This is a genomic window from Maricaulis sp., from assembly GCF_017642925.1.
Taxonomy (GTDB): Bacteria; Pseudomonadota; Alphaproteobacteria; order Caulobacterales; family Maricaulaceae; genus Maricaulis.
On sequence record NZ_JAEPOL010000001.1, the window covers coordinates 120,514 to 132,892 of the forward strand.

General features: G+C 63.3%; 15 protein-coding genes. 6 read left to right on the forward strand and 9 right to left on the reverse strand.

All coding sequences use genetic code 11. The annotated features are described in order from the left end of the window. Window positions 1–132: 132 nt before the first annotated feature. Window positions 133–666, forward strand: coding sequence for a protein-export chaperone SecB (gene secB / locus JJ918_RS00590; protein WP_291881935.1), 534 nt, complete (start codon window positions 133–135; stop codon window positions 664–666). Window positions 667–675: 9 nt separating this feature from the next. Here the strand turns inward: secB and dnaQ are convergent, their stop codons facing one another. Genes dnaQ through JJ918_RS00615 form a run of 5 tightly spaced genes read right to left on the reverse strand, consistent with a single transcriptional unit; the run spans window position 676 to window position 4,282 of the window. Next, the gene (dnaQ, locus tag JJ918_RS00595) at window positions 676–1,368 is read right to left on the reverse strand and encodes a DNA polymerase III subunit epsilon (protein ID WP_291881939.1); all 693 of its coding nucleotides are present in this window, start codon (window positions 1,366–1,368) and stop codon (window positions 676–678) included. A gap of 46 nt (window positions 1,369–1,414) precedes the next feature. Next, window positions 1,415–2,008 (reverse strand): dephospho-CoA kinase, encoded by a 594-nt coding sequence (coaE, locus tag JJ918_RS00600; RefSeq protein WP_291881942.1) that lies wholly within the window; start codon window positions 2,006–2,008, stop codon window positions 1,415–1,417. Beyond that, the gene (aroE, locus tag JJ918_RS00605; RefSeq protein ID WP_291881944.1) at window positions 2,005–2,856 is read right to left on the reverse strand and encodes a shikimate dehydrogenase; all 852 of its coding nucleotides are present in this window, start codon (window positions 2,854–2,856) and stop codon (window positions 2,005–2,007) included. Before aroE ends, coaE begins: the two co-directional genes overlap by 4 nt. Beyond that, window positions 2,853–3,443, reverse strand: coding sequence for a nucleoside triphosphate pyrophosphatase (locus JJ918_RS00610; RefSeq protein ID WP_291881947.1), 591 nt, complete (start codon window positions 3,441–3,443; stop codon window positions 2,853–2,855). The genes aroE and JJ918_RS00610 overlap by 4 nt, the downstream gene beginning before the upstream one ends. Beyond that, complete coding sequence (locus tag JJ918_RS00615) at window positions 3,440–4,282, reverse strand: pyruvate, water dikinase regulatory protein (protein WP_271187244.1); 843 nt, start codon at window positions 4,280–4,282, stop codon at window positions 3,440–3,442. Before JJ918_RS00615 ends, JJ918_RS00610 begins: the two co-directional genes overlap by 4 nt. A 454-nt stretch (window positions 4,283–4,736) precedes the next feature. Here JJ918_RS00615 and hemE point away from each other — a divergent pair, with 454 nt between their 5' ends. The 4 genes from hemE (at window position 4,737) to rho (ending at window position 8,831) form a co-directional block, all read left to right on the forward strand. Continuing rightward, window positions 4,737–5,774 (forward strand): uroporphyrinogen decarboxylase, encoded by a 1,038-nt coding sequence (hemE, locus tag JJ918_RS00620; RefSeq protein ID WP_291881955.1) that lies wholly within the window; start codon window positions 4,737–4,739, stop codon window positions 5,772–5,774. Window positions 5,775–5,788: 14 nt separating this feature from the next. Continuing rightward, window positions 5,789–6,841, forward strand: coding sequence for a ferrochelatase (gene hemH, locus JJ918_RS00625; protein WP_291881957.1), 1,053 nt, complete (start codon window positions 5,789–5,791; stop codon window positions 6,839–6,841). Continuing rightward, the gene (locus JJ918_RS00630; protein WP_291881960.1) at window positions 6,838–7,296 is read left to right on the forward strand and encodes a CopD family protein; all 459 of its coding nucleotides are present in this window, start codon (window positions 6,838–6,840) and stop codon (window positions 7,294–7,296) included. Before hemH ends, JJ918_RS00630 begins: the two co-directional genes overlap by 4 nt. Before the next feature lie 230 nt (window positions 7,297–7,526). Further along, the gene (gene rho, locus JJ918_RS00635; RefSeq protein WP_367277609.1) at window positions 7,527–8,831 is read left to right on the forward strand and encodes a transcription termination factor Rho; all 1,305 of its coding nucleotides are present in this window, start codon (window positions 7,527–7,529) and stop codon (window positions 8,829–8,831) included. Between the two features lie 196 nt (window positions 8,832–9,027). Here the strand turns inward: rho and JJ918_RS00640 are convergent, their stop codons facing one another. Genes JJ918_RS00640 through JJ918_RS00655 form a run of 4 tightly spaced genes read right to left on the reverse strand, consistent with a single transcriptional unit; the run spans window position 9,028 to window position 11,566 of the window. Beyond that, on the reverse strand, window positions 9,028–10,005 hold the full coding sequence (locus tag JJ918_RS00640) for a quinone oxidoreductase (RefSeq protein WP_291881963.1): 978 nt from the start codon (window positions 10,003–10,005) through the stop codon (window positions 9,028–9,030). Window positions 10,006–10,058: 53 nt separating this feature from the next. After that, complete coding sequence (locus tag JJ918_RS00645; RefSeq protein ID WP_291881965.1) at window positions 10,059–10,409, reverse strand: hypothetical protein; 351 nt, start codon at window positions 10,407–10,409, stop codon at window positions 10,059–10,061. Then, window positions 10,393–10,656: a hypothetical protein gene (locus JJ918_RS00650; protein WP_291881968.1), complete on the reverse strand. Its 264-nt coding sequence runs from the start codon at window positions 10,654–10,656 to the stop codon at window positions 10,393–10,395. Before JJ918_RS00650 ends, JJ918_RS00645 begins: the two co-directional genes overlap by 17 nt. A 31-nt stretch (window positions 10,657–10,687) precedes the next feature. Further along, the gene (locus JJ918_RS00655) at window positions 10,688–11,566 is read right to left on the reverse strand and encodes a glycerophosphodiester phosphodiesterase family protein (RefSeq protein WP_291881972.1); all 879 of its coding nucleotides are present in this window, start codon (window positions 11,564–11,566) and stop codon (window positions 10,688–10,690) included. A gap of 143 nt (window positions 11,567–11,709) precedes the next feature. On the opposite strand from JJ918_RS00655, the gene JJ918_RS00660 reads away from it, so the two are divergent. Continuing rightward, complete coding sequence (locus JJ918_RS00660; protein ID WP_291881975.1) at window positions 11,710–12,342, forward strand: glutathione S-transferase family protein; 633 nt, start codon at window positions 11,710–11,712, stop codon at window positions 12,340–12,342. Window positions 12,343–12,379: the final 37 nt, after the last annotated feature.

The window sequence follows — 12,379 nt, forward strand, 5'->3', positions numbered from 1 at the left end:
CTCTGCGCTGTGGTGCTGCCAGCTTGCCGCAGGCAGGCCCGCATGTTAACGGGCCCGCCTTGTTTCAGTGCGGCCCTGTTAGAAGGGTCCGACATTCACCTTGCCCGAACCGGGGCTCATCCGGGGACTTAAATGACCGACGCACCGTCCACGCCGACCGATAACCAGACGCCCGCCCAGCCGCAGCTTCGCGTGCTGGCGCAGTATGTGAAGGATCTCTCCTTCGAAAATCCCGGTGCGCCGGACACGCTGCGCCCGGGTCAGCCGGCCCCCGGCATCGACCTGTCGATCGACGTGCGCGCCCGCAATGTCGGCGACGATACGTTTGAAGTTCTCCTGGTGATCAATGCGCGCGCCAGCCGCAAGACCGAAGCCGGTGAAGACAGCGTCGTCTTCATCGCAGAGCTGTCCTATGGCGGCCTGTTCCAGCTGGCCAACATCCCGGACACCGAGCGCGAGCCCTTCCTGCTGATCGAATGCCCGCGCATGATCTTCCCCTATGCGCGCCGCATCCTCGCCGACACCACGCGCGACGGTAATTTCCCGCCGCTGATGCTGGATCCGGTGGATTTCGCCAGCCTCTACCGCCAGCAGCTGGCCAAGCGTGCCGCGGCCGTTCCGGGCGCCGACACGAACGGCAATGGCGATCCGGCCGCGTCGAACTGACGCAAGCCGCTAGACGTTCGACAGACGTTTCCAGAGCGCGTCGTCGCCCAGCTCGTCGATAAAGGCGGCATGGGCGGCGCGCTCTGCGTCGGACACGCGCGAAACCAGCGGCTGCGGCCGCGGCGCTCGCGCAGGAAACGCCACCTTGCCACCCTCCGAGGCGTGCCGGCCGGACAGGTCGAGCGCCCGGGTGCGCCCACCGGTCAGTTCCAGATACACCTCGGCCAGCAGCAGGGCGTCGATCAGCGCGCCGTGCTTGTCACGCGTGTCGAGCGAGATATCGAACCGTTTGCAGAGCGCATCGAGCGACACATAGGAACCAGGAAACTTGGCGCGGGCAATGCGGGCCGTGTCCTTGAACCGGTCTTCCGGATAGATGGGGTGGCCGAGCCGCGCGAGCTCCATATTGATGAAGCCGCGGTCGAAAGGCGCATTGTGCGCGACCAGGACGGCGTCGCCGACAAAGGCCAGGAAATCCTCGGCGATCTCCTCGAACAGGGGTTTGTCGGCGAGGAATTCCGCGGTCAGTCCGGTGATCTCGATCACTTCCTTGGGGATGGAGCGCTGCGGATTGACGTAGGCATGAAAGGTCTTGCCGGTCGGGATGCAGTCGATCACCTCGACGCAGCCCAGCTCGGTCACCCGGTCGCCGGTATTGGGATCGAGACCCGTGGTTTCCGTATCGAAGACAATTTCCCGCATGTCCGCCCCTGGACCTCTCTGGCTGTCGGCCGCCTGCCCAAAATGTCTAGCTGGCGCGCAGGGCCGCAATGATCTTGCTAACCTGCTGACGCGCATCGTCGAAACCGCCCGATGTTTCAACGATATAATCCGCTTTTTCGAGCTTCACCGAATCAGGTGTCTGCCGCGCGATTATGGCCGCCAGCTTGTCTTCCGTCATGCCGGGCCGCTGCAGCACGCGTTCGCGGCGGACATCATGCGGTGCATGCACGGCAATCACCGCATCGACATGTTCATGACCGCCCGTTTCGAACAGGAGCGGGACATCCAGGATGACGATGTCGGCGCCGTCTTTCTTTGCAACATCGAGAAAATGCTGCCGGGCCTCGCCGACCAGGGGGTGCACGATGGCTTCAAGGCGCGCAAAGCCGTCCGGATCGTCATTCAACTGCCGGGAAAGCCGCGCCCGGTCGATCGATCCGTCTTCGGCAAGCGAGCCGGGAAAAGCGGCCTCAACCGGCCCGACGGCCGCGCCGCCGGCATCATAGAGTGCATGCACACAAGCATCGGAGTCGAAGACCGGGATGCCGGCTTCGCGGAACAGCCTGGCTGTTGCCGACTTTCCCATGCCGATGGACCCTGTCAGACCGATGATTTTCACGGGCGGGCTCCCAGCACTTCAAGCAGGACCGGACGAACCGGCGGATCGGCCGGTGCTTCCCGGCCGAAGAAAGCGCGGAAGCTGGGCCGGGCCTGGCCGATCAGCATGTCCAGCCCGTCGATGGTTTTAAGCCCGGCCTGCCTCGCCCCGGCGAGGAAACCCGTGACGAGCGGCGTATAGACGCTGTCGAACACGATCGCACCGGACCGCGCTTTTCCCCAGTCCATGGCGAGGTCGTTTTCACCTTTCAGGCCAAGCGCAGTCGCATTGACGACGATGTCGGCATCGGCGAGGGCCGCATCGCGGTCGTCCCAGGCGACAATCGCGGCATCGGGGGCAAGTTCAGCCGCCAGGGCCCGGGCCCGGTCAGCGGTCCGGTTGGTGATGATGAGATGATTGACACCCGATGTCACCAGCGCATGGACCAGGGCGCGGGCCGCGCCGCCTGCACCGAGCACCAGGGCGGTTGACTGGTGATAGGCGGGTTTAGCGGGTTCCAGGGCATTCAGGAAGCCGGTGGCATCGGAATTGTCGACCAGAATACCGTCAGGATGAAATGTCAGGAGATTGGCGGCACCGATGGCCTTGGCGGCCGGTGTCGCCCGGTCGGCCAGGGCCAGGGCAGCTTCCTTGTGTGGCAGGGTGACATTGAGGCCGCTGGCCTGGGTGCCGGCCAGCCCGCGCACAAAGGCCTCAAAACCTGATGGCGGCACGGCAAATGGCAGGTAGGCGGCGTCCAGTCCGAGCGTGCGGATCCAGTGCCCCATCAGTCTGGGCGACAGCGAATGCGAGACCGGATCGCCCACCACGCCGGCAAAGACCGCCCGGCCTGTCAGCCCGACCGTCATGCCGGGATCACGTCGAATTCGCGCAGCGCATCCAGCAGCGGCAGAAGCGGCAGGCCGAGAATGGCGTAGTAGTCGCCGTCGATTTTCTCGAACAATTGCGCGCCCAGACCTTCGAACGCATAGGCACCGACGCTGGCGGTCAGGGCAAAACCGGCCCGCTCGAGATAGTCGTCGAGGAAGGCATCGGAAAAGGCGCGCACATGCAGGGTGGAAGATTGCTGGTGCTGCCAGACGCATTCACCGTCCCGATAAAGCGCCAGGCCGGAATGCAGCTGGTGCGACCGGCCCCGCATGGCCATCAGGCGATCGCGGGCGAGGGCGGCGTCCGGAAGCTTGTCGAGGAGTGAGCCGTCCAGTTCCATCGTCTGGTCGGCACCCAATACCAGGGCTTTCGGCCGGCCGCGCGAAACGGCTTCGGCCTTGGCCTTGCCCAGCACCAGCGCCATCTCGGCCGGCGAGAGATCGCTGCGCTGCTCCTTGATCACGCTCTCATCGACGTCGGGCTTTTCGACCGAGAAATCGATGCCCGCATTGTCGAGGATCTGGCGGCGGATCTGGCTGCCGGAAGCGAGGACGAAGTCAGTCATGATTTGGCTGCGCGCTTTTCATTGACGAGATTGATGATCTTGGCGGCCGTTTCCTCGATCGATCGGCGTGTGACATCGATGGTCGGCCATTTATGCTTGGCGTAGAGCCGCTTGGCGTAAAGGATTTCGTCGCGCACTGCGAAGTCGTCAATATAATCGGTATCGCGGTCTTCATTCAGGCTCAGCAGGCGATTGCGGCGGATCTGCACGATGCGTTCCGGTGAAGCGGTCAGACCGACAACGAGCGGATTGCGCAGTTTGAAGATCGCCTCGGGCAGGGGCACATCCTTGACCAGCGGGATATTTGCGGCGCGATAGCCACGATGGGCGAGATAGACGCTGGTCGGGGTTTTCGAGGTGCGGCTGACGCCCAGCAGCACGATATCGGCCGCTTCATAATCGTCGCCCTGTCCGTCATCATGCGCCATTGTATAATTGAGCGCGTCGATGCGGCGGAAATATTCGGCGTCCAAGGAGCGCTGGGCGCCGGCCCGGCTAGCCACCGGCCGGCCGAGATAGGTACTCAGCGTGGCGAGCATCGGATCGAGCACGGCAATCGCCGGCACGCCGAGCTCGGCACAGCGCGTTTCCAGCTCCCGGCGCAGATCGGCATTGACGATCGTGTACATCACCACGCCCGGATAGGCTTCCACCTCTTCGAACACGCGCTCCATCTGCCGTGACGAGCGGACCAGGGCGTACAAATGTTCCAGCGGATGCGTGCCTTCGAACTGCGCCACCGAAGCACGCATCACCTCCATCAATGTCTCACCGGTTGAATCTGACACCATATGGATGTGGAAACATGTTTCGAAGCGTGTGGACGGCGGAACGGTCATGGCGCGTTTTTGCCCCTCGATCGCGTTTACGATCTGTTAACAAATTGGGAAAACCGGCCACATTCTGGCCATTCGCTTCCCGCCCTGTGAGTAGTACCGGGTGTTACCCGGCGCAACCAACACCTCTTTCCACACGCCGGACGCTGTGAACAAGCCTGTTCAGGAATATCGGCAATTCACAGGGTGTATCTCGTTTTCGACACGATATTCTTTGAAGATATGTATCCAGCTTGTTGGATTTAAATAAGAGTTTCGGTTTTAAAACGGCTCGTTCTGGCCGGGGTGTGGATATCGCGCCGTGGACGGGGATATCCGGCAAAACGGTATAACCGTATTCGCCCACACCATTCACGGCCCTACAATCACATCAATTCAATAAGATGGTTTTGGGAAGAAAAAGGGGCTGGTGAAAAGGACGCATTGATCGAAAGCCCGCGGATGCCTATCAGGCGGTATGACACTGACTTCGAAAAAACCGATGCTCGCCGTCCTCTCCGGAGAGACGCGCACTCCGCCTCCGGTCTGGCTGATGCGCCAGGCCGGCCGGTATCTCGACGAGTACCGGGAGGTTCGCTCCCGGGCGAAGAATTTCATCGATTTCTGTTTCTCGCCCGATCTGGCGGCCGAAGTGACTCTGCAGCCGATCCGCCGGTTCGGCTTCGACGCAGCGATCCTGTTTGCCGACATCCTGCTGATCCCGATCGCACTGGGCCGCAAGGTCTGGTTCGTCACGGGTGAGGGTCCCAGGCTGGAGCCCTTCGATCCGCTGGCGTTCGAGACGCTGACGCCAGAGCGTGCCCGCGAAGTGTTGGCACCGGTCGGTGAGACCTTGCGCCGGGTTGCGCCTGAACTGCCAGACGAGACAACGCTGATCGGCTTTGCCGGAGCGCCCTGGACCGTCGCGACCTATATGGTCGAGGGCGGGGGATCAAAGGACCGGTTTTCAGCCCGCGTTGCGGCCTGGCAGCACCCGGAAGCCTTTGACGGCATGCTGGACCGGATCGCCGATGCGACGGCAGAATACCTGGTCATGCAGGCCGAGGCCGGCGCCGAGGTTCTCAAGATTTTCGACAGCTGGGCGGAAGGGCTTCCGGAACCCCTGTTCGAGCGGGTCGTGATCCGGCCGACAAAGCGGATTGTCGACAAGGTGCGGGCTGCCGGCGTGACCGTGCCGATCATCGGCTTCCCGCGGGGAGCCGGGGCTTTCTACGCCCGCTATGCCCGCGAGACCGGCGTCACCGCCGTGGCGCTCGATACCGGCATGGATCCGGCCTGGGCGCAGTCCATGCTGCCCGAGGGCATGCCGGTCCAGGGGCATCTCGATCCGGCGGCCTTGCGGGCGGGCGGTGCGGCCCTGCGTAGTGAAACGCAGCGTTTGCTGGATAGCTGGTCGGGACGGCCCCATATCTTCAACCTGGGTCACGGCATTACGCCCGATGTCCCGGTCGCGCATGTCCACGAATTGCTGGCGTGCATCCGGGAGCGGGCCTGAATCAGGAGAGCGCCATGGGTGATGCGCGCCGCAAGCTGGCTGTTGTGCTGTTCAATCTGGGCGGCCCGGATGGTCCGGACGATGTTCGTCCCTTCCTGCGTAACCTGTTCCGCGACCCGGCGATTATCCGCGCGCCCGGCCTGATCCGGGAAGCGCTGGCGCTGCTGATCTCGACCACGCGGGCAAAGGAAGCCAGGGCCAATTACGCCAAGATGGGCGGCGGTTCGCCGCTCCTGCCGGAAACCCGCAAACAGGCTGAGGCACTGAAGGCCGAGCTGGAAAAGGCTTTCCCCGATCGCGAGATCGGTGTCTGGCCGGCGATGCGCTACTGGCATCCGCTGACCGAGGATGTGGCGGAAGAAGTCTCGGCCTGGGCGCCGGACGAATGCGTGCTGCTGCCGCTCTATCCGCAGTTTTCCACCACGACGACCGCAAGCTCACTGAAGCGCTGGCGCGAGGCAGGCGGGCCGGAAACGCGCACCGTGTGCTGCTATCCCACCGAACCGGCCTTTGTGGATGCGCATGCGGCGCTGATCCGCAAGACCTGGGAAAAGGCGGGCCGGCCGGACAATGTCCGCCTGCTGTTCTCGGCTCACGGCCTGCCGAAGAAAGTCATCGAGGATGGCGATCCCTATCAGTGGCAGGTCGAGCAGACGGTCGGGGCGGTGATGCACCAATTGCCGGAATTCCCGGACTGGCAGGTCTGTTATCAAAGCCGGGTCGGACCGCTGGAATGGATCGGCCCGTCGACCGAAGAGGCGATCGAGGGCGCTGCGAAAGACGGCCGGAACATTCTTCTCAGCCCGATTGCCTTTGTCTCCGAGCATATCGAAACGCTGGTCGAGCTCGACGAGGAATATGGCGATCTGGCCCGTGAGCAGGGGGTGAGCTCCTATGTCCGCGTGCCGGCGCTGGGTCTGGATGCCGTTTTCATTGAATCCCTGGCGACATTGGTGAAGTCTGCCCTGGCGGGGGCGCCCGGTCCGCGATGCGATACGGGCGGGCGGATCTGTCCGGCGGAATGGTCCGGATGTCCCTGCCGGAACGGGGAATTGGAAACAGCATGATCCTGGCAGCAGCGTATGACTGGTTGAGGGCCCTGCACATCCTGGCGGTGATCTCTTGGATGGCGGCGATGCTCTATCTGCCGCGTCTCTTCGTCTATCACTGCGGCGCACAGCCGGGCGGCGAGCTGGACGAGACGCTGAAAATCCAGGAGCGCCGTCTGCTCAAGGGCATCATGAACCCGGCGATGATCGCGACCTGGCTGTTCGGCCTGCTTCTGATCTGGTCGAATGCCGAGCGCGCCGGCGGCTGGACGATCTTCCTGCACTGGGCCTGGATGGCCAAGTTTGCACTCGTGCTGGCAATGTCGGCGATGCATGGCGTCTATTCCAAACGGACCCGCCTGTTTGCCGAGGGCGCCAATGACTGGTCGGACAAGCGCTATCGCATGCTCAACGAAGTGCCCTTCCTGCTGGCCTTCTTCATCGTGCCGATCGCGGTGGTGGCGCTGAAATAGCCGACGGTCCCGCGCTTGTGCTTGACGAGGATGGCAAGGCGTGGCAAGGCTTTGAGTAACTCCTCTTATGGATCCTTTCTTTGCGTGGCGCAGGACATCGGTCCGACGACGCGCCAGCCCATTCCACATGTCACAGGTCGTGTCCGGATCCTCCGGCACGCCGATTGTTTGAACGCGACAGCTCCCCGTCCGGGGATGGTCGCCCGTAATGTCTGACAGATAGACCCATCATGACCGACGAAACTTCCCTGCCCGCCCCGCTCGAAGGCCTGGAGCGGATGACTCTGCAGGATCTCAAGGAAAAGAAGCCGACCGAACTCCTGCAGTTCGCCGAGGCCCTGGAGATCGAGAACGCCTCGGCCTTGCGCAAACAGGGCATGATGTTCGCCATTCTCAAGGCGCTCGCCGAACGCGGTGTCGAGATCCATGGCGGCGGGGTGATGGAAGTCCTCCAGGACGGGTTCGGTTTCCTGCGCTCGCCGGAATCCAACTACCTGGCCGGCCCCGACGACATCTATGTCTCGCCGACCCAGATTCGCAAATTCGGCCTGCGCACCGGCGATACGGTCGAGGGCGAGATCCGCAGCCCGCGCGACGGCGAACGCTATTTCGCGCTGCTCAAGGTCTCCTCGATCAATTTCCAGGATCCCGAAAGCGCCCGTCACAAGGTGCATTTCGACAATCTGACGCCGCTCTATCCCGAGAGCCGCTTCGTGATGGAGTCGCAGGATCCGACGGTGAAGGATCGTTCGGGCCGGGTGATCGATATCGTCGCCCCGCTCGGCAAGGGCCAGCGTGGCCTGATCGTCGCGCCGCCGCGGACCGGCAAGACCGTCCTCCTGCAGAACATCGCCCACTCCATCGAGAATAATCACCCGGACTGCTACCTCATGGTGCTGCTCATCGACGAGCGCCCGGAGGAAGTCACCGACATGCAGCGCACGGTGAAGGGCGAGGTGATCGCCTCCACCTTCGACGAGCCGGCAACGCGTCACGTCCAGGTCTCCGAAATGGTGATCGAGAAGGCCAAGCGCCTGGTCGAGCATGGCCGCGACGTGGTCATCCTGCTGGACTCGATCACGCGTCTGGGCCGCGCCTACAACACGGTCGTCCCGTCCTCGGGCAAGGTGCTGACCGGCGGTGTCGACGCCAACGCCCTGCAGCGTCCCAAGCGCTTTTTCGGTGCTGCGCGGAATATCGAGAATGGCGGCTCGCTGACCATTATCGCCACGGCGCTGATCGATACCGGTTCGCGCATGGACGAAGTGATCTTCGAAGAGTTCAAGGGTACGGGTAACTCGGAAATCGTGCTGGACCGCAAGGTTGCCGACAAGCGCGTCTTCCCGGCAATCGACATCCTCAAGTCCGGTACGCGGAAAGAGGAACTCCTCGTCGACCGCAGCCAGCTTCAGAAAATGTACGTCCTGCGCCGTATCCTCAACCCGATGGGCGCCCAGGACGCGATCGAGTTCCTGCTCGACAAGCTGCGCCAGACCAAGACCAACGACGAATTCTTCGACTCGATGAATACGTAGGTCTGCATCGCCGATGTTTGTCATCCCGGCCGTATGGCCTGCGAAGGCAGGCCGGAGGGCCGGGACCCATACGCTCGCTTGAGGCCGGAAGCAGGCTCGGTTTAAGCGATAGCGGGACGATCACCGGGATTATGGGTCCCGGACTTGCGCCCCGCCTTCGCGGGGCATTCATCCGGGATGACATCGGCGAGGTGCGCTACGGCACTAGAACACTCGCACCCGTGGTACGCCGCCCCTCCAGATCCTCATGCGCCTTTTGCGCGTCGGCCAGGGCATAGCGCTGGTTTATGGCGATCGAGATGGCGCCGCGGGCGACGGCGTCGAAGACATCAGCGGTGTTCGCGGCGAGATCATCGTCGGATGCCACATAATGCATCAAGGACGGCCGGGTGACGTAGAGCGAGCCTTTCTGGGTGAGGATGCCCAGGTTGACGCCGGTCACCGGCCCGGACGCATTGCCGAATGTCACCAGCAGGCCACGCGGCGCCAGACAATCCAGTGACATCTCGAACGTATCCTTGCCGACACCGTCATAGACGACCGGCACGCCGCGTCCTTCGGTGATTTCGCGGACGCGCTCGACGACATTCTCGCGGGAATAGTTGATCGTGTGGGCGGCGCCCTTCTGCCGGGCGATCTCGCATTTCTCGTCACTGCCGGCTGTGCCGATCAGGGTGACGCCCATATCGGCCGCCCACTGGCAGGCGATCTGGCCGACACCGCCCGCGGCGGCATGGAAGAGGATCGTATCGCCCGCTTGCAGCGCATAGGTGTCCTTGAAGAGATAGCGCACCGTCATGCCCTTCAGCAAGAGGGCTGCGGCCTGCTCGTCGCTGACGCCATCGGGGATTTTGGCGACGCGTCCGGCGGGCAGGATATGGGCCTGGGAATAGGCGCCGATCGGTCCGGAGCCATAGGCAACCCGATCGCCTTCCTGCAGCGTCGTCACGCCGTCGCCGACAGCCTCGACGATACCGGCGGCTTCCAGGCCGATCCCGCTGGGCAGGGGCAGAGGGTAGAGACCGGAGCGATGATAAGTGTCGATGAAATTGACGCCGATGGCCGTGTGGCGTACGCGAATCTGACCCGGTCCAGGATCGGCCAGATCGACCGTATCCAGACGCAGCACGTCGGGCCCGCCGGTCTCGTGAATGCGGATTGCCTGGATACTCATCGCGTGTGCTCCCGTATCAACCCCCTGTCACATAGGATGTTTCCCGTGAAACACTAGCCTATGAAACGGTCGGGCATCAGAAAGGCGTCGCGGGATGCCGGGTCGGCGAGGCGGGCCGGGCTGTACCAGGTATCGAGCGTCTGCGGATGCGGAATACCGCCGCCTTCCCGGATCAGTGACAGGAAAGCCAGCGTCTTGGTGACCGAGCGCTTCTGCGGGACGCCGGCGCGCGCCGTGATACGGGCGAGGGCCTGATCGTAGAGGCAGGCTGCATCCAGGAAGCCTGTGCGGGCCAGCAGCCCTTGCGCAATACGCACATGCGCGGCGTGGGAGAAGGTGGACGGATCGGTCTGTCCCGCCAGGAAGGCATCCAGTTCGCGATCCGGATCAGGCAGGCGCGTCATCGCTGTCCTCGCAGAGTGTATGGCTGTCCGCCGCCGTGAGATCGAGCCCGTAGACGGCTTTGAGCTGGTCAATCTTGGCCAGCGTTTCGGGCGAAAAGGCAGGCCTGCCCTCAAAGGCGTGCCAGACGATCCCTTCAAGGAGATCGCCCAGCGACAGATCGAGATATTCGGCCAGGGCCTTGAGGGTTTTCAGTGTGCGGGTTTCAAGCCGCACACCGGTCTGCGTCCGGATGAGTGTGTTCGCCATAACGGTATATTGTTACCAATGTACCGTTATGTCAATCCGGTGTGCAGGCGGCGATCTGTGCTTGCAGCGCCTCCGCACCGCCCAGCGCGACGACAGCCGTGTCGACATCGTCGATCGAGAGCAGTTCCACACCGGCTGCCGCAGCCGTTTGGTATACGGCGGGATCGCCATTCTCGAGCCTGAACAGACCGGCGGAGGTTTCCAGTCCGGCTTCGGCCAGGCGGGCATCCTGGTCGGCGTCTGCGGCACCGACCCCGGTCCAGATATAGACGGCATCCAGATTGGCGCCGGCCGCGCTCAGGGCGGCCGGATCATTGGGAGCGGAGAGGAGGAGGCCGTCATCGAGGGCGTGGATGGCGGCAGCCTGGTCGATCGAATAGGCGATGATGGCGACTTCATCGCGCGCGTCGTGGTCGTGGACAAAGCCGACGATCTCTTCGGGGGAGACCGATTTGAGATCCAGATTGAGGACCAGGCCGGCCTCACGCGCGACCGTCAGGGCGTCTGCGAGGGTCGGGATGGTGTCCTCGACAATTGTGCCGTCCGGATCGCGCAGTGTGGTGCCGGACAGCGCGTCCCAGGCGAGACCGTCCAGGGAGCCGGTTCCGGTCGTGGTGCGGTCCAGCGTGTCATCATGCAGCAGGAAGAGCATGCCATCGGCGGAGCGGCGCACATCGATCTCGGCATAGAGTACGCCCAGCTCGGCAAGACGGTGCAGGGTGGACAGTGCGTTTTCCGGATAGCCCGGCGCCGGGCCGGCGCGGTGCGCGGCCAGCATGGCAGCCCCGGTCTCGCGGAAACAGTCGAGCTGGATCGCCGGCGCGGCCAGGGCGGTTTCTGGCGCTGTCGGGGTGGACGGCGAACAGGCGGCGGCCAGGACGAGGAGGGAAGGGATGAGGCGCTTCAGCATGGGTGTCTCCGGAAAGTGTCGCGAGACACTATCCCATGAGCGCGACAGAGTTGTATCTGTGACATGCTGAAATTCAGCGCGGCGGCGCAAGATCGCCGTGGAACGGTAGGACACGCACAAGCATGGATAAGGGGAGACCGGCCATGGCCGATACGTCAGGAATTCGCGTCTATCACGCACCGCGCACGCGCTCGATCCGGGTGTTGTGGCTGTTGCAGGAAATGGGTGTGCCGCACGAGATCGTGCCGGTGAAGTTCGACTCGCGCCCGGCCGGCGACGAGGCCTATGCCGAAATCCATCCCTTGCGGAAGGTTCCTGCGCTCGACGACAAGGGCACGATCGTCCTGGAGTCTCTGGCGATCGTGCAATACCTCCTGGGCCGCTACGGACCGTCGCCGCTGGAGGTGACACCGGACGAGGCCGATTATGGACGGTATCTGCAATGGCTGCATTTCGGCGAAGCCGGGATGATGATGCCGGTCAGCCTGCTGCTGGCGCATACGGTCTTGCTGCCGGAAAAGGCGCGCGACCCGAAACTGGCCAAGTGGGCCCGTTCGGAAGTGGGTCATCTTCTTGAATTTATTGGGAAACATGGAATCGGTGACCGCGAATACCTGGCCGGCGACCGGCTGACCGCGGCCGATATCTCGATCGTCTACATGCTCTACATGATCAAGGTGATGCGCCAGTTCGACGGCGCACCGGAGAATGTACAGGCCTATTTCAAACGCCTGACCAAGCGCGAAAGCTGGGTTGCCGCGACGGCGGTGGAATAGATCGATGGGTTGCGTCTGCGGCGCCTGCCCCGGGAGG